The sequence below is a fragment of the Pseudonocardia asaccharolytica DSM 44247 = NBRC 16224 genome (genome assembly GCF_000423625.1).
In the GTDB taxonomy this organism is placed as follows: Bacteria; Actinomycetota; Actinomycetes; order Mycobacteriales; family Pseudonocardiaceae; genus Pseudonocardia; species Pseudonocardia asaccharolytica.
On the sequence record NZ_AUII01000006.1, the window covers coordinates 203,573 to 225,496 of the forward strand.

Genomic DNA, 21,924 nt, shown 5'->3' on the forward strand with positions numbered 1-21,924 from the left:
CCAGCTCAGGGCGCTCCGGTACGTTCGTCGCATGCCCGAGTTCCACCACACCGACGTACTGCCCCTCGGCGCGGACGAGACCGAGTATCGAGAGCTCGGTCTGCCGGCCGGGAAGGTCGTCGAGGCCGCAGGCCGGAGGTTCCTGGAGATTCCGCCGGACACGATCACCGCGCTCGTCCGCGAGTCGATCACGGACATCCAGCACCTGCTGCGACCGGCGCACCTGGCGTCGCTGCGGGCGATCGTCGAGGACCCCGAGGCGTCCCCCAACGACCGGTTCGTCGCGACCGACCTGCTGCGCAACGCCTGCGTCGCGGCGGGCGGGGTGCTGCCGATGTGCCAGGACACGGGCACCGCGATCGTCGTCGGCAAGCGCACCGAGACCGTCCTGACCGGGGGCGAGGACGAGCAGGCGATCTCCCGCGGCGTCCACCAGGCCTACGCCGAGCTCAACCTGCGCTACTCGCAGATGGCACCGCTGTCGTTCTGGGAGGAGCGCAACACCGGGACGAACCTGCCCGCGCAGGTGGAGCTGTACAGCGCGCCGGGGCAGGCGCCGCGATATGAGTTCCTGGTGCTGGCCAAGGGCGGCGGCTCGGCCAACAAGACCTTCCTCTACCAGGAGACGAAGGCGCTGCTGAACCCGAAGAGGCTCGCCGCGTTCCTCGACGAGAAGCTGCGCTCGCTGGGCACCGCCGCCTGCCCGCCCTACCATCTGGCGGTCGTGGTCGGCGGCATGTCGGCGGAGTACACCCTCAAGGTGGCCAAGCTCGCCTCGGCCCACTACCTCGACACACTCCCGGCGTCCGGTTCGGAGCTCGGGCACGGCTTCCGGGACCGCGGCCTCGAACAGCAGGTGCTGGAGCTGACCCGCAAGTTCGGGATCGGCGCGCAGTTCGGCGGGAAGTACTTCTGCCACGACGTGCGGGTGATCCGGCTGCCGCGGCACGGCGCGTCGCTCCCGGTCGGCATCGCGGTGTCCTGTTCGGCCGACCGGCAGGCGAAGGCGAAGATCACCCCCGAGGGGGTGTTCCTCGAACAGCTCGAGCGGGACCCGGCCCGGTTCCTGCCCGATACGCAGGCCGACGACCTCTCCGACGAGGTCGTGCAGGTCGATCTCCACCGCCCGATGGCGCAGATCCGCGAGCAGCTCTCGACGCTGCCGGTGAAGACCCGCGTGTCGCTGACCGGCCCGCTGGTCGTCGCCCGCGACATCGCCCACGCGAAGATCGCCGAGCGACTGGAGGCGGGCGAGCCGATGCCCGCCTACCTGCGCGACCACCCGGTCTACTACGCCGGCCCGGCCAAGACCCCCGACGGCTACCCGTCCGGCTCCTTCGGACCGACCACCGCCGGGCGGATGGACTCCTACGTCGCCCAGTTCCAGGCCGCCGGCGGCTCGCTGGTCATGCTCGCCAAGGGCAACCGGTCGAAGCAGGTCACCGAGTCCTGTGCCCGGCACGGCGGGTTCTACCTCGGCTCGATCGGCGGTCCGGCCGCGCGGCTGGCGCAGGACTGCATCCGGCGCGTCGACGTGCTGGAGTATCCCGAGCTCGGCATGGAGGCGGTCTGGAAGATCGAGGTGGAGGATTTCCCCGCGTTCGTCGTGGTGGATGACAAGGGGAACGACTTCTTCGCCGAGGTGAGCAGGCCGCTGCTGAACGTGCAGTTCAGCTCCTAGCCGCCCACCCCCGGTGAGTGCGTAACAGTGTTAGAACACTGTTACGCACTCACCGGCCGAGGCGACGTGGGCCGGTGTCGTCGCGGGTCGGGGGCGGGCCGAGCACGACCCGCGCGCTGGTGACGAACGCGCCGTCGGCGGACGCGAGCACCGGGTTCAGCGCCAGCGACCGCACCTCGGGGAGCTCCTCGGCGATCTTCCCCACCTTCAGCACCAGGTCCTCGAGCGCGCCGAGCCGGACCGGTTCGGTGCCGCCGTAGCCCTCCAGCAGCGGTGCCGCCCGCGGCGCCCGCACCAGTGATGCCGCATCGGTGGTCGAGACGGGCACGACGCGGTAGGCGCGGTCGCCGAGCAGCTCGGTGGCGATCCCGGACAGCCCGAACGACAGCAGCGAGCCGAACGAGGGGTCGTCGACGATCTCCAGCACGCAGGACAATCCCTTGGGCGCCATCCGCTGCACGTAGACCTCGGCGGAGCCGGTGACGGCCGCCAGCTCACGGTAGGCGCGGGCGACCCCGGCGGGCGCGCCGAGGTCGAGCCGGACACCCACCAGATCGGTGCGGTGCCGCCAGCGCTCCGCGACCGCCTTGACCGCGACCGGGTAGCCCAGCTCGTCCGCGGCGGCCACCGCGGCCTCCACCCCGTTCACCCGCCGGAAGGGGGCGACCTCGATGCCGTAGCAGCCCAGCAGCTCCGCGACGTCGGCGTCGCGCAGCGCGTGCTGCGTGCGCGCCCCCAGCCGCGCCACCAGCTCCCGGGCCCGCTCGCTATCGGTGCCCTCCGGGGTCACGAACTCCCCCACCGGCTCGGCCCGCCAACGGGCGTAGCGGATCACCCTGCTCAGCGCCGCGACCGCACGCTCCGGGCTCGGGTAGCTGGGCACCGAGCCCGGGCCCGGGGTGCCGTCCCGGCGCGGCACGGCAAGCTCCTCCGGCACCCCCTCAACCGCCAGGAACGTGGTCACCACCGGCTTCTCCGAGCCCGCGACGGCCTCCCGCAGCGCGCGTGCGTACGCCGCACCCGGGGTCGCGACCGGCGGCACGAACACCGCGACCAGCGCGTCGGTGCCCTCCGCCGAGATCGCCTCGGCGACCGCCGCGGCGAACTGATCGGGGCTGGCGGAAGCGCCGACGTCCACCGGCTCGCCGGCGACCTCGAGGCCCACGTCGAGCAGCCCATCGGTGACCAGGACACCCAGCGCCGTCGAGTTCCCCACGACCGCGACCCGCGGCCCGGCCGGCAGCGGCTGATAGGCCAACAGCAGCGCGGTGTCGAACAGCTGCGCCACCGAGCCGACCCGGATCACGCCGGACTGCTCGAACAGGGCCTGCACGCTGGCGTCGTCGATCGGCACGGCGGTGGCCCGCCGCCGCCGCGGATCCGTGTGCCGCCCGCTCTTCACCGCCACGATCGGCTTGGTCCGTGCCAGCCGCCGCGCCAGCCTGCCGAACTTGCGCGGGTTGCCGAACGTCTCCAGATACAGCAGCACGACATCGGTGTCCGGATCGGTCTGCCAGTACTGGAGCAGGTCGTTGCCCGAGACGTCGGCGCGGTTACCCGCCGAGACGAACGTCGAAAGCCCAAGACCGCGTTTGGTCGCCGTCGCCAGTAACGCGATCCCCAGTGCACCGGACTGGGAGAAGAACCCGACCCGGCCCGCGCGCGGCAGGTACGGCGCCAGCGTGGCGTTGAGTCGCACGCCGGACGCGGGGTTGGCCACGCCGAGGGCGTTGGGCCCGACCACGCGCATCCCGTGCGCCCGTGCGGCCTCCACCATCCGCAGTTCCGCGCTCGAGCCGTCGGAGCCGGCGTCGGCGAACCCCGAGCTGATGACGATGAGCGCCTTGACCCCCTTGGCCAGGCAGGAGTCCATGACCTCGTCTATCCCCGCCGCCGGCACCGCGACGACGGCGAGGTCGACCTCGTCGGGGATGTCGGTGACCGAGGCATAGGCACGCACCCCCCGTACCGACCGCGCCCGGCTGCCGCCGGAGTTGACCGGATACACCGCACCGCTGAAGTTGCCGCGCAACATGTTCTGGAAGATCGCGTGACCGATCTTGGACGGGTCGGTGGACGCGCCGATCACCGCGACCGAACGCGGATGCAGCAGGTTGTGCACGCTGCGCGCCTCGGCGGCCTGCTCCCGGGAGTCCCGGACGGCCAGCGAACGCTCGGTGGGGTCGATGTCGAACTCCAGGTGCAGCACCCCCTCGGCGAAGGCTCGGCTGACCTGGTAGCCCGCGTCCCGGAACACCCGCACCATCTGGTGGTTCTCCACCAGGACCTCGGCTTCGAAGCGGCGCAGGCCGTTCTCCCTGGCCGCCGCCGCGAGGTGTTCGAGCAGGATCGAACCGAGCCCGCGGCCCTGGTGGTCGTCGCGGACCACGAACGCCACCTCGGCGGAGCGGGGCTTGTCACCGCCGGCGGCGTCGCCACTGAGCCCCTCGTAGCGGCCGACCGCGATGATCTCGTCGCCGAGCAGACCGAGGAAGGCCACCCGGTCGCGGTGGTCGACGTGGGTGAAACGTTCGAGGTCGCGCGGGGGGATCCGCGGGTAGGGGCCGAAGTAGCGCAGGTAGCGGGTGCGGTCGGAGAGCCGCCCGTGGAAGTCCACGAGCGCGTCGGCATCGCTGGGCGCGATGGGCCGCAGGTGCACGATGCCGCCGTCCGAGGCAACCACATCGGCTTCCCAGTGCCGCGGGTAGCTCGGTTCGGACGCGGCGGCCTGGTCCGGTTCGGCGCCGGCCGCGGGTTCCGGGCCGGTCGACGCCGCCGGCGCGGCGGGTGGCGGCTGCATGGGTCGGACTCCGTTTCGTACTGCGTGGTTCTGGCCGGCGGAACTGGTCGGATCGGCGACTCAGTCACGCGGGTCGTCGGGGTCGAGGCCGTGCAACGGGAGCACCGCCCGCCGGATGTCGATGATCGCCGTGTCGACCCGGTCGGGCGTACCCCCCCAGGGTTCGAACGACGGGTCCTGCCCGTCGGTCATTCCGCTCGGCAACGGCTGGCGGGTGAGGGTCGCCGCATGTGCCAGCCAGTCCGCCGGAACCGGCCGCTCGGGCTTGATGTCGCGGTCGAGCACGATGGCGAGCAGATGCGTCCAGGACCGTGGCACCACCCGGAACAGCGCGTACCCCCCACCGCCGAGCACCAGCCATTTCCCGCCCGCGGTGGTCTCGGCCAGCTCGCGGAGCCTGCCGTAGATCGCCCGGTGGCCGTCGACCGACAGCTCCAGGTTGGCCAGCGGGTCCTCGGCGTGGGTGTCGGCCCCGCACTGGGTGACCAGCACCTGCGGGCGGAACGCCGCCAGTACCGAGGGGACCACCGCGTTGAACGCCCGCAGCCAGCCCGCGTCCCCGGTCCCCGGCGGGAGCGGCACGTTGACCGAGTACCCGGCTCCGTCACCGCTGCCGTACTCGCCTGGCCAGCCGGTGCCCGGCCACAGGGTCAGCGGATGCTGGTGCACGGAGACCGTCATGACCCGCGGGTCGTCGTAGAAGGCCGCCTGCACGCCGTCGCCGTGATGGACATCGACGTCGATATAGGCGACCCGCTCGTAGCCGTGCTCCAGCAGCCAGGCGATCGCGATCGCGCAGTCGTTGTAGACGCAGAAGCCCGCGGCCCGATCGCGCATCGCATGGTGCAGCCCACCGGCGATGTTCACCGCCCGGTCGGCCCGGCCCTCGGCGATCAGCTGCGCGGCCCGCAGCGAACCCCCCGCTATCGACGCGCTGGCCTCATGCATCTCGAGGAAGATCGGATTGTCCTCGGTTCCCAGGCCGTGGCCCACCCCGAAGGGCACCACCGGGGCCGACTTCACCGCCGTCAGGTAGGACGGCGTGTGCACCCGCGTCAGCTCCGTGTCGTCGGCGATCTCGGGTGCGTGGGTCGTGATGCCCTCCAGCACCCCGAGCTCGGTGGCCAGGCGCATCGTCAGGTCGAGCCGCACCGGGTTGAGCGGGTGATCGTCGGAGAGCTGGTAGGTCAGGAAGTCCGGAGTCCAGACCACAGCCGCGCGGGGGCTCATGACCCCTGACGGTAAGGGATCCGTCGTCCCTCCGACCATACCGACCGTCCCGCGCGCCGGGCGGTCCCGTTCCGAGCGGTCCTGTTCCGGACGGTCATGGCCGGCTCCCGGTCGCCGCCGGACGGGTCGGGTCGGCGCTCCACTGCGACCACGACCCCACATATAGCCCGGCCGGTCGATCCTCCGGGGCCAGGCCAGCGTGTTCGAGGGCGAGCACCAGCGCCGCCGCGTTGACCCCGGAGCCGCAGTAGGCGCCGACCGCTCCCGTGCCGTCCACGCCGAGCGCGGCGAACCGCGCGGCCAGAGCCTCGGGGTCGAGCCAGCGCCCGTCCGGACCGACGTTGCCCGTGGCCGGCGCGTTGCGGGCACCGGGAATGTGCCCCGCTCGCGAATCGACCGGCTCGGTATCGCCGCGGTAGCGCGCCTCGGCGCGAGCATCCAGCAGGATCCCGGTGCGTGCCAGTTCGGCCGCGGCCTCGACGTCGAGCACCGGCATGCCACCGGGGCGCACCACGACGTCGCCGGGCTCGGGGTCAACGGGTTCGGCCGATACCGCGCGACCTTCGGCCACCCACGCGGCAAAGCCACCGTCGAGGACCGCCACTTGCTCGGGCGCCAGCCCGGCCCAGCGCAGGAGCCACCAGGCCCGGGCCGCGACCGATCCGTTGCCGTCGTCGTAGGCCACGACCGCCGAGTCCGCACGGACCCCGGCGCCGCGCAGGACCGCACCGAGCCGCTCTGGCGAGGGAAGTGGATGGCGGCCCCCTGCCCCGGGCGCTCCCGCCAGCTCGGTGTCGAGATCGACGTACACGGCACCCGACAGATGGCCGGTCTCGTAGTCGGCCTTCGCGGGCGGACCGCCGAGGCGCCAGCGGACGTCCAGCACCACCGGGCGGTGCCGCAGGTCGCGTCGGCTCAGCCATCGGGCCAGGTCAGTGGGTGTGAGCAACGGGGACACGACCTCATCGTCCCCCAGGATGGCGACCGTGACGCAGGTCCGACCCGGCTAGGATAGGGAAAGCTACGAAAGGGCCGGCCGTGAACGAGCTCATCGACACCACCGAGATGTATCTGCGGACCATCTACGAACTCGAGGAGGAGGGGATCGTCCCGCTGAGGGCGCGCATCGCGGAGCGACTCGGACAAAGCGGACCGACCGTGAGCCAGACCGTCGCCCGGATGGAACGCGACGGGCTGGTCGTGGTCGCGGGCGACCGTCACCTCGAGCTCACCGAGGCAGGGCGGGCCCGTGCCGTCGCCGTCATGCGCAAGCACCGGCTCGCCGAGCGCCTGCTCACCGACGTGATCGGCCTGGAATGGGAGTATGTGCACGCCGAGGCCTGTCGCTGGGAGCACGTCATGAGCGACGCGGTGGAGCGCAAGCTCGTGCAGCTGCTCGACAACCCGACGATCTCCCCCTACGGCAACCCGATCCCCGGGCTGAGCGAGCTGTCGGCCAAGCCCGGCTCGGCCAGCGGCACGAGCACCGCGGTGTCCGCACCACCCACCCTCGAACTGGGGCTCCAGCGGCTCGACGAGTTCGCCCGCCGCGGCGGCGGCCGGGTCGAGGTCCGCCGCATCGCCGAACACGTCCAGGTGGACTCGGACCTGATGACGGAGCTCAAGAGCGCCGGGGTCGTCCCCGGGAGCGACGTCGAGGTGCGCGCGATCCCTCGGTTCGGCGACGCCGTCCCGGTGGTTGCCGACGGCGCCGAGGCCACTGTCGCGCCGCTCATCGCGCACGCCGTGCTGGTGCGCGCCCAGTAACGGGTGGAGGGAACGGTCGCAGGGCAACGCCCGGCGACCGCGGCCGGCGCGGCGCATGAGAGCGTTCGTACGCTGCATCGTGCAGCCCGACACCGCCGCCCGTGGAGGAACCTGTGAAGCTGCTCGTCACCGGCGGAGCCGGCTACGTCGGCAGTGTGTGCGCCGCGCACCTGACCGAGGCCGGCCACGACGTGGTCGTGCTCGACGACCTGTCCACCGGTCACCGGGATGCGGTGCCGGACGGCTGCCGATTCGTCGAGGGCGATCTGGCTGAGCTGGCCGGCGAGGTGCTCGCCGAGGGCTTCGACGGCGTCCTGCACTTCGCCGCCCGCTCGCTCGTGGGCGAGTCGGTGCAGCGCCCACATCTGTACTGGGACGGCAACGTCGTGACGTCGCTGCGGCTGCTGGAGGCCATGCGGGCGAACGGCACCCCGCGCCTGGTCTTCTCCTCCACCGCCGCCACCTACGGTGAGCCCGAGCAGGTGCCGATCCGCGAGGACGCCCCGACCCGCCCGACCAACCCGTACGGCGCGAGCAAGCTGGCCATCGACTACATGATCACCTCCTACGCCGCCGCGCACGGACTGGCCGCGGTGAGCCTGCGCTATTTCAACGTGGCCGGCGCGCACGGCCGCTACGGCGAGCGGCACACGGTGGAGACCCACCTGATCCCGATCGTGTTGCAGGTGGCCACCGGGCAGCGCGAGGCAGTGCAGGTCTACGGCGACGACTGGGACACCCCGGACGGCACCTGCATCCGCGACTACATCCACGTCGACGATCTCGCCGACGCCCACCTGCTCGCGCTGGAACACGCTCAGCCCGGCCGGCACGGGATCTACAACCTGGGCAACGGCCGCGGGTTCTCGGTGCGCGAGGTCATCGAGGTCTGCCGCGCCGTCACCGGCCACCCGATCCCGGCCTCCGCGGCGCCGCGGAGGCCGGGCGATCCTGCGATCCTGGTGGCGTCCAGCGACCGGGCCATGGCCGAGCTGGGCTGGAACCCGGTGCGGACCGAGCTGGCCGGCATCATCGCCGACGCCTGGCGTTTCACCCAGGATCGCCTGCCGGTCTGAGCCGGGCTCCGAGGGCGGCGCAGCCTACTGCCGCCACGGGGGAACATCCCCGCGAGCGGCGAGCATCGAGTCGTACCCGGGCTGACGGAGGATGTCGTGCAGCTGTCGCCGCCGTACCCCCTGGTTGCCCCCGTCGTAGAGCGGAAAGACCATCGCGTTGCGCATCATCCGCTCCAGCGGCGCGAGATCGCGGGTGTAGCTGGCGATCCCGACGACCTGCATACAGTCATAGACCGCGCTGACCGCGGCCTCGGAGCAGTACACCTTCGTCATGATCGGCAGCTCCTCGGTCAGCCCGCCGGTGCGATCGAAGTCGTGGCACGCCTTCCACGTCAGGTAGCGGCAGGCCTCGATGCGCATCTTGATGTCCGCGAGCATGAACCCGACGTTCTGGTGTTCGATCACCGGTACGGTGCCCAGCCGCTTCTCGGTCCGGGCGAAGTCGAGGGCGTACTCGAACGCCGCCCGCATCGTGCCGACGCAGGCCGCCCCGATCAACGCGGCGGTCCAGCTGAATGCGCCGGACACGATCTGCTTTCCGAGGCGGCCCGGCTCCCCGATGAGGTTGTCGACCGGCACCCGGACGCCGTCGAAATCCACCCGCGGCGTCACGACGCCCCGGTTACCGATCTTGTCGTAGACGTCGCTGACGGTGATCCCCGCGACGTCGCCCGGTACCGCAATCACCGCCAGCGACTCATCAGCACCCCCCGCAGGCTCGGTCCGGCACACCACCGTGTACAGGTGGCAGCCGATGCGGTCCCAGCCGGTTCCGTTGGTCGTGTAGTGCTTCTGCCCGGTGATGACCCACTCGTCGCCGTCCCGGCGGGCCGTCGTCTGGATACCGCCGGCCGGGTCGGGTGAGTCGAAGTTCGCGCCACCGGCGACATCGGTGAAGGCGTAGGAGGCCAGCAGATCTCCCTCCCCGTCGGCCGCGAACGGACGGAGCAGGCGCTCTTTCTGCTCCGGTGTGCCGTACTGGATGATCGGCTGCAGGCCGAGCCCACTCGCCAGCAGCGTCGTCGGCACATTGATGTCCACCCGGGCGAGCTCCTCCGCGGCAACCGCGAAGTCGATCATGCTGAAGCCGGCGCCGCCGTGCTCGGCCGGGATGAAGGACCTGGTGAAGCCGGCCTTGGCCATCTCGCGGTAGGCCTCCCGGCCGGCCAGGAACGCCTCCCAGCCGTCGGCGGCGCGGTCGATGCGCTCGGCAACCGGACGCAGCACGCTCTCCGCGAACGCCTGCGCGTTCTTCTGAAGCTCCTGCTGGCCATCACTCATGGTGAAGTCAATCGCCACTGATCCACTCCTCGCTTCTGGGAAAGTGCTTCAGCCTGCAGTTTCGGGCCACCGGGGCAATGACTGGATGGACGTCTCTGCACCAGGGCAGGGATGATCGTGCAGCAACATGCGACGGAGGCACCCGGAACGACAACACGCGCCACGGTTCGCCGGCCGCTGATTCCTCGAATTCCAACCGATATGGCCGGGTCGTGTCGAAGAGTGCGAAGGTCCCCGGGTGCGACCACACACTGCCGGCCGTCCTGCTCGCCGCGACACGTTCCGGTCAACTGCAGGTTCACGAAGACCATGTCTGCCGGTGAGCGATGGACCTCCGTGTTGCCGTGGGTGAGGAGTTGCGTACAGGACGCGATCTCGGCGCAGCTGGTCGAGCTGAGCGGCGCTGAGCGAACCCAACCACGCATCCCGTCGGTATGGCGGCTCCGCGCCAGATGGCGTCGTGTGCGTGCCGGAGCCAGCGGGGTGAAGGCCTCACATACGACGTCAGCCCAGTAGCCGAGCTGATCCTTGATCGGATGGTCCGCCGTTGTCCAGTACACGCGATCCTCCCGGACGCTGCTGTGCGGACCAGCTGCCACGCCGACCGCCGCGACCAGGTGTCTAGCAGCAGGGCATCGGGGACGCAATGGAGGTCATCGGCGCGACGGGCGGGCGCTCGTGACCGCGGGCGGCGATCCATGCCTCAGCCATCAGTGCCCAGCCAGCGGCGCACCTGCACGGGCCCGAACCCGCTCGCCACCGCCTCCCCGAGCACCGCGCTGAGGCGATGCCCCGGCCACGCCTGTTGCGCGCGGTTGAGTGCGACATTGGCCAGCGCGCCGTCGCCACGGGCGAGCGCGGCCACCGCGAGCAGCGTGGCCGCGTCCGCCGCCTCCGGGTCGGGCAGCTCCCGGGTGAGCGCGGCCCACAACTGCTCGGCGGCCGCGGCGCGCCGCCCCACACATTCGACCAGGGCACGGTCGCGGACCTCCGGAACCTGCAGCGCCACTGCCAACGCCACAACCCCGGCATCGTCGAGTTCGAGCCGCCCCGCCTCGGCGGCCACGAGTGCGGCGTCCAGGGTTGCCTGCTCGGAGGCCGGCGAGACGCCCGGGACGGCGGCGGCATCGAAGACCCGGTTGAGCAGCCGGTCGCGCCTCCGCAGCCGCTCCGCGTCGGCGGGGGTGACCTGCCGCTCGAGCTCGGCTCGATCGGCGTAGACGACCTGACCCGCCGCGACGGCCGCGGCTGCGGCCACCGTGGCCGCGGGATCGGGAAGCTCTCCGGAGCAGCCGCACGGCGGATAGCACGCCCACGGCGCCCCGGCGGCGGTGTCGCGGGCCCAGATGGTTGCGTGTACCCCGATCCCGATCGCCTCGAGCTCGTCGGTGACCGCCGTGGCGATATCGGGCCGCGGGACACCTGCCCCGGCCGACCCACCGAGCACGATCACCACGGCACCGGCCGGGGAGCTCGCGCTCATCGTTTCGGCCGCCGCCCGGCACACCGGCACGGTGTCCGCCGGCGGGGGCAGGTCGATACGCAGCGTCAGCCCGAGCCGCCCGCCCGAGTCGTCACCGGCATCCCCGATCCCGATGACCACCAGCGAGTCGCCCGGGTGGAAACCCAGCAGCACGGGCACCACCGCGACGAGCTCGCCGGGATCGCGCACCCGCGCGGTGGCCGGGCGTGGGAGACCGGGCCGGGTGGAGGGGTGGTCGGGCACTCCGAGGGATGTCATGACCGCAGCGTGCGCGGGCGTGCCGCTCACGGCCAGCACGGCGACCGCGGACTGTGGACAACCCGTTCCTCGAGCCCGGTTCGCCGCCCTCGGTGAGCACGTTGTGGACGGCGCGGTCCGCTCGGCCGGAAAATGTCCTCGCCCAGTGTTAACGTCGAGAACTTGTTCACGTGGCTTCGGGCCGGAACGCCAGCGCGAGCCTGCCGCGCGTCCGCCGGCCGCGCCGGGTTCGGGCAGGGGCGGGAGGCGCCCGGTGTACGACTATGACCTGCTGGTGATCGGTTCAGGGCCAGGCGGCCAGAAGGCGGCGATCGCCGCCGCGAAGCTCGGCAAGCGGGTCAGCATCGCAGAGCGCCGCGACATGATGGGCGGGGTGTGCGTCAACACGGGGACCATCCCGTCGAAGACCTTCCGCGAGGCGGTTCTCTACCTCACCGGCTTCGCCCAGCGCGATATTTACGGCGCGAGCTACCGCGTCAAATCCGAGATCACCATCGCCGATCTGCTGGCACGCATCCGGCACGTCATCGGCCGCGAGGTCGAGGTGATCCGCAACCAGCTTCTGCGCAACCACGTCGACATCCTCGGCGGTACCGCACGTTTCGAGGACCCGCACACGGTCGTCGTCGGCGGCAGCACCCGCGGGGAGCACGTCACCGTCTCCTCGGAGAAGATCGTCATCGCCACGGGGACGCGACCGGCGCGGCCCGACGAGGTCGAGTTCGACGACGACCACATCGTGGACTCCGACGCGGTGCTGCGGCTCCAACGCATCCCCTCGTCGCTGGTCGTGGTGGGTGCGGGAGTGATCGGCATCGAGTACGCGTCGATGTTCGCCGCGCTCGGCACGAAGGTCACCGTGGTCGAGAAACGGCCGCAGATGCTGGAGTTCTGCGACCCCGAGGTCGTGGAGTCGCTGAAGTTCCACCTGCGCGACCACGCCGTGACCTTCCGGTTCGGCGAGAAGGTGGCGAAGGTCGAGGTGGCCGAGCGCGGGACCGTCACCAGCCTGGCCAGCGGCAAGAAGATCCCCGCCGACATGGTCATGTACTCGGCCGGACGCCAAGGCGTCACGGAGGAGCTGTATCTGGACAAGGCCGGCCTCTCGGCCGACGCGCGCGGCCGGATCGCGGTCGACGACGACTACCGCACCGAGGTCGGGCACATCTATGCGGTCGGCGACGTCATCGGCTTCCCGGCGCTGGCGGCGACAGCGATGGACCAGGGCAGGCTGGCCGCCTATCACGCCTTCGGCGAACCTGCCCAGCAGTTGCGGGCACTGCAGCCCATCGGCATCTACACGGTCCCGGAGATCTCCTACTGCGGGAAGACCGAGGCGGAGCTGACCGAGTCGGCGGTGCCGTACGAGGTAGGGATGTCGCGGTACCGCGAACTGGCCCGTGGAGCGATCGTCGGCGATCCGTACGGCATGCTCAAGCTGTTGGTGTCCACCGAGGACCGCACGCTGCTCGGCGTGCACCTGTTCGGCTCGGGTGCCACCGATCTGGTCCATATCGGACAGACCTTGATGGCCTGCGGCGGCACCGTCGACTACCTGGTCGATACCGTCCTCAACTACCCGACGCTGTCGGAGGCCTACAAGGTCGCGGCGCTGGACGCCACGAACAAGATCCGTGCCGTGCAGACCTTCGGCGGCTGAGCGTCACCGGTAGCGGAACCCGTGGGAGTCCAGCCACGGCCGCGGGTTGATCTTCTGCCCGCCCGGACTGATCACCTCGATGTGCAGGTGGGGTCCGGTGGACTGGCCGCGGTTACCGACCTCGGCGATCTGCTGGCCCGCGGACACCTTCTGGCCGACCTGCACGAGCGAGCGGTTGATGTGACCGTAGACCGTGATGGTGCCGTCGCCGTGCTGGACCCGGACCCACAGCCCGAAGCCGCTCGCGGGCCCGGAACTGATCACGGTGCCGGCCAGCGGCGTGTGGATGGGGGTTCCGATCGGGGCGGCGATGTCCAGGCCCGAATGCATGGCGCCGCCGCGCATCCCGAAACCGGAGCTGACCCGGCCGGCGACCACCTGCACGCCGCCCACGGCCGACTTCACCTGTGCCGCCAGCGCGACCTGCACCTGCGCGGGGGGCCTCGCCGCCTGCGCCGTCTTCGCCCGCTGGGCCTCCTGTGCCTTCGCGACCTGAACCGCCTGCACCGCCGCCGCCGCGTCCGTGGCCTTCGCAGCGGCAGTGGCCGCTTCCTGGCGCGGATCGACGGCCGCGACCAGGCTCGCAGTCGTGCCGGGCGCGGGTGCCGCGGCCTGCGGTGCCGCCAGCGCCGCCAGGTCCGCGCCGATCACGGGCCCCTCGGCCGGGGCGGGTGCACCGGAACCGGTGGGCTGCTCGGCGCCGAGGCGGAGCATGTGCGCCGCATCGGTCACCACGGGCAGATCGCCGGTCTGGGCAGCATAGCCCGCGCCGGCGAGGGTGCCTCCGGCGATGACGGCGGCGGCAGTGGCCGCCCATCGCGGGGGCGTCGGACGAGTTGGGGACAGGGCCCGGTGCGTACCTCCGGCCCCCGCTACCGACCAGGCGGCCAGCAGCGGGGGGCCGTGGTGCGCGCGACGGCCCTTGGGGGAGCGGTGCCGTGACACGACCTTTCCTTCCGGATCTCACGGCCCGGACGGACGTCCCGTGGGGGGCGGGCGGATCGATCGGGGTTCGATCCGAGTCCGTTTCGTGACCGCGCCGTGATGCGATCCGGATGCGACGCTAACGGTCGGCCCGGAAAGCGAAACCGATTCGGCGTGATGCTGAGACCATCGGGCGAGCGGGCGCGACGAGCGGATCCTCGGCGTGTCACGCACGACACGCCGGAGATTAGCCTGCCGTTCACCGCAGAGGGACCGCAGATCCTCCCTCGGCTGCTCACCCAGCGTGACGGATCACGGACACATCGTTGCTACGGGGCCGAACGACAGCCGGTCGCCGCGCCGATGTCGCGGCGCCCGGCTTCAGGCCGAGATCGAGAACGCCGGGACCGGCGCGGGTCAAGACCCACGCAACGCGTCACACCATGCGTCCCCCGGAGCCGATGCCGCTCACCCCACGCCCAGCGCGGCCAGCCGAGCCCGGTAACGCTCGACGCCCGCGAGCTTGATGTCCTCGTAGCCACGCACCAGATCGGCGGCCTGCGCCGCGGCGAGCGCCGTCGCATAGGTTTCGGCCGTGAGGGAGGCGGCGAGCCGCAACATCAGCGCCCGGTACTCGGCGGCCAGTAGGCGCTCCAGCTTCCGCACCGCGGTGCGGCCGAACGGGTCGAACGGGGTGCCGCGCAGCACCTTGCCCCGCGCCAGTGCCTTCAGCACCGGCCGCAGCCACGGACCGAAGGCGATCTTTGTGTCCCGGCCCATGGCGCGCAGCAGCGGCGGCTGCAACCGGTAGCGCAGCCTGCGCCCACCCGGCACCTCGGCGGCGAGCCGGGCCTCGAAGTCCGGGTCGGTGAGCAACCGCGCCACCTCGTACTCGTCCTTGTAGGCGATCAGCTTGTGCAGCCCGTGGGCGACCGCCGCGGAGAACCCGGTCGCCTCCCCCACTGCCCGCTCGGCTCGCCACACCGCAAGCACATCGGCGACATAGCGACGCGCGGTCCGCTCGTCGGAGAACCCGACCAGCTGCGCGGCCCGGATCTCGACCAGCCGCCGGGTCTCCCCCGCCAGCTCGCCGAGATCGATGCCGGTCGGCAACCGTGACGCCCCGGTCCCGGGGGCCGCGGGACCGGTCGTCGCGGCGGCGAACGCCGCGGGGTCGGCGACGGCCGCCCGTCCCCACCGGAACGCCGCGGTGTTGACCGCGACCGCGACCCCGTTGAGCGCGATCGCCCACTCGATCGCGGCGGCCGACAACGGAAGCGCGCCGGACTGGTAGGCGGCCCCGACCAGCAGCAGGTTCGCCGGCATGGTGTCACCGAACAGCGCGTGGGCCGCGGCCTGGGCATCGATCCGGACCACCTCGCGGCTCACCCGCGCGATCCGCTTCACCAGCGCGTCGGGGTCCGGGGCGGCGACCGAGGCGTCGCGGACCATGGCACCGGTCGGGACGGTGCTCGTCGAGACCACGGCCGTGGTCGCCTCCGACGAGGCGTAGCCGAGGTTCCTCGGATCCGCGCCGACGAGCGGGTCGAAGGCGAGATAGCACCCCGCCTGCGCGGGCCCGATCCGGTTGGCCGGGCCGAGCGCCGCCTCGTCGGCCGCGATCCGCAGATGCGAGGTGACCGGGCCTGCCTTCTGCGAGAGCCCGGTCTGATCGACACCGTGCACCGCGAGGCCATCGCGGACCGCAGCGGAACCGAGCACCTGGTTGACCGTGACGATGCCGGTTCCGCCGATCCCGGCCAGGAAGACGTCACCGTCGGGTCCGCGGGACACGTCCGGTACCGGCGGGGGCTCCGGCCGGGAGACCGGAGGCTTCGCGGGTGCCGCCCCGGGCGGGAGCTCCACCGTCACGAACGACGGGCAGTCGCCGTCCAGACAGGAATAGTCGGTATTGCACGAGGTCTGGTCGATCCGCGTCTTGCGGCCGAACTCAGTGTCGACCGGCTGCACCGAAAGGCAGTTGCTCTTCGCCCCGCAGTCGCCGCAGCCCTCGCACACCGCCTCGTTGATCACGACGCGCATGGGCCGCACCGGCAGCGTGCCGCGCTTGCGCATGCGGCGGGACTCGGCGGCACACCGCTGGTCGTACACGAGCACCGTGACGCCCTCGACCTCGGCGAGCATCCGCTGCGCCTCGGCGAACCGGTCTCGGTGCCACAGGTCGACCCCGGCGGGCAGCGGCGGCAGCGCACGGTAGCGCTCCGGCTCGTCGGCACAGACGATGATCTTCTTGACGCCCTCGGCGAGCAGCTTCGCCGCCAGCGCCGGTACCTCGAGCCCGCCCTCGGCGTCCTGGCCGCCGGTCATGGCGACGGCCCGGTTGTAGAGCAGCTTGAAGGTGATCGATACCCCGGCGGCGACGCAGGCCTGCACGGCGAGCTGCCCGGAATGCGCGAACGTGCCGTCGCCTATGTTCTGGTACATGTGCCCGGCCGTGGTGAACGGCGACTGGCCGATCCACTGCGCGCCCTCCCCGCCCATCTGGGTGATCGAGGAGACCTCACTGGACGGCTGCGGCGTGATCGCGACCATCGCGTGGCAGCCGATCCCACCGCCCGCGACCGCGCCGTCGGGCACGACGGTCGAGCGGTTGTGCGGACAGCCGGAGCAGAAGTACGGGGACCGCTCGACCGGCAGGATCTCCAGCACCGGCCGGGGCGCGGACGGCGGCGCCAGTGCGACCCGGGCGTCCAGTACCCGGCGCAGCGGCGCGGCCAGTGCGCCCGCGGTCAGCTCCCCCGCGACGGGAACCAGTGGCACGCCGTCGGCGTCGCGCTCGCCGAGGACCGCGGGCGCGTCCGGAAGCCCGTACAGTGCGTCGCGGACCGCCGACTCGACGAAGGCGGACTTCTCCTCCACCACCAGCACGGTGTCCAGCCCGGCGGCGAACTCCCGGAGCAGCTCGCGTTCGACCGGATGGATCATGCCCAGCCGCAGCAGCCGGATCCCGGCCCGTCGGCACGCGGTATCGGGATCGGGGTCGTCGAGGCCGAGGTCGCGCAGCACCTGCCGCACGTCGGTGAACACCTTGCCCCCGGCCACGATGCCCAGCCAGGCCTCGGGCGGGTCGACCTCGACCGTGTTGATCGGGTTGGCGGCCAGAAACGCGCGCAGCATCGCCCGGCGCGGGCCGTACAGCTGCGCCTCGGCCCGCAGCGACCCCGGCGGGATCAGCATCGGCACCTGCTCGTAGACCCAGCCCCGTCCCTCCCACTCCAGCTCCGGGACCGTGATCTCCACCTCGCCGCAGTCGGCGGAGAGCGTGTACACGCCGTCCGCGACGTCCGCGGTGATCTTCATGCCGACCCACATGCCCGACGCCCGCGAGAGCGCCACCCCGTACCGGCCGAGCCGGACGATCTCCTGAGCGTTCGACGGGTAGAGCACCGGCAGCCCGTACCCGGCCAGGGTGCGCTCGGAGATACACGGAATGGTCGAGGACTTGCAGCCCGGATCGTCGCCGGCGAGCACGAGCACACCCCCGGCGGGATGCGCCCCGCACATGTTGCCGTGGCGCATCGGGTCGCCCGCCCGGTCGACCCCGGGCGCTTTGCCGTACCAGACCCCCACCACTCCGTCGACCGTTCGTCCGTGGCCGGGCACCGCCACCTGGCTGCCCCAGACCGCGGTCGCCGCGAGCTCCTCGTTCACGCCCGGCACGAACTCCAGCCCGGCGGTCTGGGCCAGCTCCGGCGCGGCCGCGAGGATCTTGTCCAGCCCACCCAGCGGGCTGCCCTGATAGCCGGACACGAACGACGCGGTGCGCAGGCCTGCGGCGGCGTCGGCGGCGTGCTGTTCGGCCAGCAGCCGGGCGATCGCCTGGACCCCGGTCAGCAACACCGGGCCGGTCCGCGCGCGATAGCGGTCGCGCAGATCGAAGCCGACGGGGATGGCCTCGGGTCGGTAGTTCTGGGCGGTCATCGGCATCGCTCCACGTCACGGGTTGCGTCCGTGAGCCCGCCACCGGCACAGACCGCGGCGGCCACACTGCCCACACTCTGCCCCACCGCAACCACGCGCACGGCGGGCCGATGCACGATACGGCGCCGGGCCCCGGACCCCCGCGGCCGGCGTTCCGGAGAATGAGACGAGGTCGGTGACGCGCGGCGGGGAGTCCCGCCACGATCACCGCCGACCGCACTCCAGGAGGACACCAATGGCCGTGACGGATGCGCCCGCCAAGGCGCGGGCGCTCTACGAAGCCCGTCGGACCCGGATACCGATCCCGCCGTTCACCGACGCCGAACCCGACCTGGACATGGCCGACGGGTACGCGATCCAGGCCGAGCTCGTGCCGCTGCTGCTGGCCGACGGGGACCGGATCATCGGGCACAAGGTCGGCCTGACCTCCAAGGCGATGCAGCAGCTGATCGGCGTCGACTCCCCCGACTACGGTCCGGTCCTCGCCTCGACCGTCTACCGCGACGGCGACACCGTCCCGCTCGACCGCTTCATCCAGCCCAAGATCGAGGCCGAGATCGTCTTCGTGCTCGGCGAGCGGCTGGCCGGTCCCGGAGTCACCGTCACCCAGGCTCGCGCCGCGATCGCCGGCGCGGTGGCCGGCATGGAGATCGTCGACTCGCGGATCGCCGACTGGCGGATCAAGCTCGCCGACACCGTTGCCGACCTCGCGTCCAACGGCGCGATGGCCACCTCCAGCCAGATCGTGGCGCTCGACGGTACCGACCCCCGGCTGATCGGGATGACGCTGACCCGTAACGGGGAGCTGATCGACACCGGCGCGGGCGCCGCCGCGCTCGGCGACCCCGTCGCGGTCGTCGCGTGGCTGGCGAACGTGCTCGGCGAGCACGGTGTCGCCCTCGAACCGGGACACCTGATCATGACCGGCGCGCTGCATGCGGCGGTTCCGATGACGTTCGGGGACGTGTTCCGGGCCGAGTTCGACCGGCTGGGCCCGGTGACCATCCGAGTGGGAGGGAGCGCCTGATGACCGTCAACACCGCCGACCTGGCCGCGCGCCTGGCCAAGGCCGTCGCCGACCGGACCGCGATCGACCAGCTCTCCGGCGAGTTCGGAGAGCTCGACCTGGCCACGGGCTACGCCGTGCAGCGCGAGCTGCGCACCGCCGCGGGACCGCTGGTCGGCTGGAAGCTGGGCCTCACCTCGCGGGCCAAGCAGGCGCAGGTCGGGGTGAGCGACCCGATCTACGGCTTCCTCGCCGGGGCCAACGCACTCGATCTCGGCGCCCCGCTGGACACCGGCAACCTCATCCAGCCCCGCTGCGAGCCCGAGATCGTCTTCATGCTCGGCCGCGACCTGGCCGGACCGCATGTCACCGCGGCCGACGTCATTGCGGCGTCGGCCGGGGTGGCCGTCGGCATCGAGGTGATCGACTCCCGGTACCGCGACTACCGCTTCACCATGGCCGACGTCGTCGCCGACAACACCTCCGCGGGACGGTTCGTGGTCGGCGCCCCGGTTCCGCCGGCGGGGATCGACCTGCGGCTGGTCGGGGTGGTGCTGGAGCGCAACGGCGAGGTCGTCGCGACCGCCTCCGGGGCGGCGTCGCTCGGGCATCCGGCCGCGGCCGTGGCGTGGCTGGTCCGCAGGCTGGCCGCCGACGGCGAAGGACTGCACGCGGGCGAGATCGTGTTCTCCGGCGGGCTGACCGCCGCGGCTCCCGTCACCGCGGGCGACGTCGTCGTCGCCTCGATCGACCGGCTGGGCACCGTCGAGCTGGGCTGCCGCTGACACCCCCCGGTGAGTGCGTAACAGCGTTAGAACACTGTTATGCACTCACAGGCGCGGTCAACCATGCCTGATCGGCGAGCGCGCGCATCTCGTCGTCGGTGCGGTCCTGGATCGGGTGCGGCACGTACACCGCGGGTATCGCGGCATACCCCAGGGCACGCGCCTGCGCATCCACCGCGTCGGCGAACTCGCTGGAGACGACGAACATCGTGGGGATGCCCAGGCCCTCCAGGGCGACGAAGTCGTGCACACTGCACGACGTACAGGAGCCTCAATCGGCGAGCGCCTCGATGACCACGTCGCATTCGGTGGCGATCTCCCGGCGCAGGTCAGGCGGCATCGGCTTGGTGAACGTCGGCTTGACGTAGCGCCGCACGGTGACCCCGCGCCCGGCGAACAGCGACTCCAGCCGGTCGAGGAAGACGTCGCCGCGCGGCTTGGCGATATCCAGCAGCCCGACGCGCACGCCGTCCAGCACGGATCTTCGCCGCAGCGGCTCGCGCCGAACCGGCGAGCGCTCGTCGGTGGGATCGAGCACGATCAAGAGCCAACCTCCCTGCTCACCGGCCTGCTACCACCGGGCCCGCCGACCCAGCCGCCGATCACGGTCGAGAACATCCCGGCACCGCCGCCCGCATAAGCGATCATGAGCCCGTCCGGCCGGAACTTGGGAACCGGGCCACGGGCAGCCCCCGCCGGAATCCCCTCGGCGATCCCGCCGGCACCGCGGACGATCTCGGCGGGCTCGAGCAGCAACAACTCGGCCAGCTCCGCGGCCAGCCGCCCGCGCGACCAGCCGGCCTGCGCGAACACCCGCCCGTGCTCGGGGCACACCACCAGCGTCGCGTCGAACGCCAGCGCCAGCTTGGGATGCGCGACGGCGCGCAGCCCCGCCGCCAGCGAGCGAGCCAGCGAGTCCGGGGTCCGGGAGATCTGGTCCACCACCCCGCGGGGACCCTCGGCGGCGAACACCGTCACCGCCGATGTCCCCGGCGCGATCCCGCGCGCGACGGCCAGCGGCTCCCACGGGGATCCCGCCTCGTCCTCGGCGAAGCAGAAACCGATCTTGCCGGGGTGTCCGAGCGTCGCCCGGTCCACCTCGCCGGGACGGCCGCCGCCCACGTTGCGGATCACCAGCTGCAATGCCCGGCCGATCGTCGCGTTGGCCCGGTTGCCCTGGCCCAGCGCGTTGCCGCCGCCGTTCATCCCGAGCGCCCGCGCGACCGGTCCGTTCACGATGATCGCGGGCGCGGCACCCCACGTCGTGGCCAGCAGGCCGTGGGCGTTGAACTCGTCGGTGCTCGCGGCCTCGACGGCCGCGAGCACAACCGGCAGATACTCCGGACGGCAGCCGGCGAGGACCGCGTTGATCGCGACCTTCTCCACGGTCGCCCCGGCCAGGTTCGGCGGCACGACGGCGACGACCTCGCCGGGCTCCCGCGTGGTGCCCTGCAACATTCGCAACACCCGCGCCGGGGTCGGCGCGACGACCGGCAGCCCGTCGGTGAAACCCCGCTCGAACAGCGCCTCGGCCTCGTCCTCGAGCGCCGCGATCTCCAGCCGTCGGGCCGCCAGCGATCCGCCGCGGGCGCGAACCAGCAGCTCGTCGGCCACCTCGAGGTCGTGGGTCAGCGAGCCGCAGCCTGGTCGATACTCGGGCAGGCCGGTCCCCAGCCCGGCGACCCCGGCCAGTTCCTCCCACGCCTCCCGCAGCCAGCCCTCGGTGCGGCCCACCTCGGTGCCACCGCCGAACCGCAGCAGCGTCGGAACCGTCTCGATCCCCAGCGCCACGCTCACGTCGAGCCCGGTGTCGTCGCGGACGTCGGCGAGACCCGCCGGGAACGCCGGATCGTCCTGGCTGTAGACGACGAGCCCGGGACCCAGCTGCGCGAGCACCGGCGCGATGAGCCGGCAGGTCGGGCAGTCCCGCTTGACGACCGCGACCAGTCCGTCGGCGGGCAATCCCGCACCGGCAGGAGGCGCCGGGGCCAGCGCGACGCGTTCGGGCACCCGGCGATGCTAACGCGACTA

The 21,924-nt window shown here is 72.1% G+C and carries 16 protein-coding genes; 6 read left to right on the forward strand and 10 right to left on the reverse strand.

The features are described 5' to 3' along the window. Nucleotides 1-31 precede the first annotated feature (31 nt). On the forward strand, nt 32-1,681 hold the full coding sequence (locus G567_RS0109930) for a fumarate hydratase (RefSeq protein WP_028929864.1): 1,650 nt from the start codon (nt 32-34) through the stop codon (nt 1,679-1,681). Nucleotides 1,682-1,730: 49 nt separating this feature from the next. On the opposite strand, the gene G567_RS27940 is transcribed toward G567_RS0109930, so the two are convergent. The 3 genes from G567_RS27940 to G567_RS0109945 form a co-directional block, all read right to left on the reverse strand. Further along, nucleotides 1,731-4,481, reverse strand: coding sequence for a bifunctional acetate--CoA ligase family protein/GNAT family N-acetyltransferase (locus tag G567_RS27940; RefSeq protein WP_084796021.1), 2,751 nt, complete (start codon nt 4,479-4,481; stop codon nt 1,731-1,733). A 60-nt stretch (nt 4,482-4,541) separates the two neighbouring features. Next, on the reverse strand, nt 4,542-5,711 hold the full coding sequence (locus tag G567_RS0109940; protein WP_028929865.1) for an acetoin utilization protein AcuC: 1,170 nt from the start codon (nt 5,709-5,711) through the stop codon (nt 4,542-4,544). A gap of 94 nt (nt 5,712-5,805) precedes the next feature. Further along, the gene (locus G567_RS0109945) at nt 5,806-6,669 is read right to left on the reverse strand and encodes a sulfurtransferase (RefSeq protein WP_028929866.1); all 864 of its coding nucleotides are present in this window, start codon (nt 6,667-6,669) and stop codon (nt 5,806-5,808) included. An 80-nt stretch (nt 6,670-6,749) separates the two neighbouring features. Here G567_RS0109945 and G567_RS0109950 point away from each other — a divergent pair, with 80 nt between their 5' ends. After that, nucleotides 6,750-7,478, forward strand: coding sequence for an iron-dependent transcriptional repressor DtxR (locus G567_RS0109950; RefSeq protein WP_028929867.1), 729 nt, complete (start codon nt 6,750-6,752; stop codon nt 7,476-7,478). A 113-nt stretch (nt 7,479-7,591) separates the two neighbouring features. Continuing rightward, complete coding sequence (galE, locus tag G567_RS0109955) at nt 7,592-8,554, forward strand: UDP-glucose 4-epimerase GalE (protein ID WP_028929868.1); 963 nt, start codon at nt 7,592-7,594, stop codon at nt 8,552-8,554. Between the two features lie 24 nt (nt 8,555-8,578). On the opposite strand, the gene G567_RS0109960 is transcribed toward galE, so the two are convergent. The 3 genes from G567_RS0109960 to G567_RS27945 all read right to left on the reverse strand — a co-directional run bounded on the left by G567_RS0109960 (nt 8,579) and on the right by G567_RS27945 (nt 11,576). Continuing rightward, nucleotides 8,579-9,853, reverse strand: a complete 1,275-nt coding sequence (locus tag G567_RS0109960) for an acyl-CoA dehydrogenase family protein (RefSeq protein ID WP_028929869.1) — start codon at nt 9,851-9,853, stop codon at nt 8,579-8,581. Next, nucleotides 9,832-10,434: an AraC-like ligand-binding domain-containing protein gene (locus tag G567_RS37140; protein WP_425414242.1), complete on the reverse strand. Its 603-nt coding sequence runs from the start codon at nt 10,432-10,434 to the stop codon at nt 9,832-9,834. The genes G567_RS0109960 and G567_RS37140 overlap by 22 nt, the downstream gene beginning before the upstream one ends. A 104-nt stretch (nt 10,435-10,538) precedes the next feature. Continuing rightward, on the reverse strand, nt 10,539-11,576 hold the full coding sequence (locus G567_RS27945) for a DUF4192 domain-containing protein (protein ID WP_147201309.1): 1,038 nt from the start codon (nt 11,574-11,576) through the stop codon (nt 10,539-10,541). 253 nt (nt 11,577-11,829) lie between these two features. Here G567_RS27945 and sthA point away from each other — a divergent pair, with 253 nt between their 5' ends. After that, on the forward strand, nt 11,830-13,236 hold the full coding sequence (gene sthA / locus G567_RS0109970; RefSeq protein ID WP_028929870.1) for a Si-specific NAD(P)(+) transhydrogenase: 1,407 nt from the start codon (nt 11,830-11,832) through the stop codon (nt 13,234-13,236). Nucleotides 13,237-13,239: 3 nt separating this feature from the next. On the opposite strand, the gene G567_RS27950 is transcribed toward sthA, so the two are convergent. Then, on the reverse strand, nt 13,240-14,181 hold the full coding sequence (locus G567_RS27950) for a M23 family metallopeptidase (RefSeq protein ID WP_245585605.1): 942 nt from the start codon (nt 14,179-14,181) through the stop codon (nt 13,240-13,242). 447 nt (nt 14,182-14,628) lie between these two features. Next, nucleotides 14,629-18,102, reverse strand: coding sequence for an indolepyruvate ferredoxin oxidoreductase family protein (locus tag G567_RS0109980; RefSeq protein WP_028929871.1), 3,474 nt, complete (start codon nt 18,100-18,102; stop codon nt 14,629-14,631). Nucleotides 18,103-18,337: 235 nt separating this feature from the next. Between G567_RS0109980 and G567_RS0109985 the strand changes: the two genes are divergently transcribed. Both G567_RS0109985 and G567_RS0109990 read left to right on the forward strand, forming a co-directional pair. Beyond that, nucleotides 18,338-19,129 (forward strand): 2-keto-4-pentenoate hydratase, encoded by a 792-nt coding sequence (locus tag G567_RS0109985; protein WP_028929872.1) that lies wholly within the window; start codon nt 18,338-18,340, stop codon nt 19,127-19,129. After that, nucleotides 19,129-19,893 (forward strand): 2-keto-4-pentenoate hydratase, encoded by a 765-nt coding sequence (locus G567_RS0109990; protein ID WP_028929873.1) that lies wholly within the window; start codon nt 19,129-19,131, stop codon nt 19,891-19,893. Before G567_RS0109985 ends, G567_RS0109990 begins: the two co-directional genes overlap by 1 nt. A 37-nt stretch (nt 19,894-19,930) precedes the next feature. Here G567_RS0109990 and G567_RS36625 read toward each other — a convergent pair whose 3' ends face one another. Together G567_RS36625 and G567_RS0110005 are read right to left on the reverse strand one after the other, a co-directional pair. Further along, complete coding sequence (locus G567_RS36625) at nt 19,931-20,437, reverse strand: UGSC family (seleno)protein (protein ID WP_273701364.1); 507 nt, start codon at nt 20,435-20,437, stop codon at nt 19,931-19,933. Continuing rightward, nucleotides 20,434-21,903: a thioredoxin family protein gene (locus tag G567_RS0110005; protein ID WP_211223883.1), complete on the reverse strand. Its 1,470-nt coding sequence runs from the start codon at nt 21,901-21,903 to the stop codon at nt 20,434-20,436. Before G567_RS0110005 ends, G567_RS36625 begins: the two co-directional genes overlap by 4 nt. Nucleotides 21,904-21,924: the final 21 nt, after the last annotated feature.

Bases quoted from the DNA above. Each gene is read 5' to 3' on its own strand.
- G567_RS27940 (WP_084796021.1), bottom strand. From the start codon at position 4,481: ATGCAGCCGCCACCCGCCGCGCCGGCGGCGTCGACCGGCCCGGAACCC.
- G567_RS0109980 (WP_028929871.1), bottom strand. From the start codon at position 18,102: ATGACCGCCCAGAACTACCGACCCGAGGCCATCCCCGTCGGCTTCGAT.
- G567_RS27945 (WP_147201309.1), bottom strand. From the start codon at position 11,576: ATGACATCCCTCGGAGTGCCCGACCACCCCTCCACCCGGCCCGGTCTC.
- G567_RS0109985 (WP_028929872.1), top strand. From the start codon at position 18,338: ATGGCCGTGACGGATGCGCCCGCCAAGGCGCGGGCGCTCTACGAAGCC.
- G567_RS0109940 (WP_028929865.1), bottom strand. From the start codon at position 5,711: ATGAGCCCCCGCGCGGCTGTGGTCTGGACTCCGGACTTCCTGACCTAC.
- G567_RS0109990 (WP_028929873.1), top strand. From the start codon at position 19,129: ATGACCGTCAACACCGCCGACCTGGCCGCGCGCCTGGCCAAGGCCGTC.
- G567_RS0109930 (WP_028929864.1), top strand. From the start codon at position 32: ATGCCCGAGTTCCACCACACCGACGTACTGCCCCTCGGCGCGGACGAG.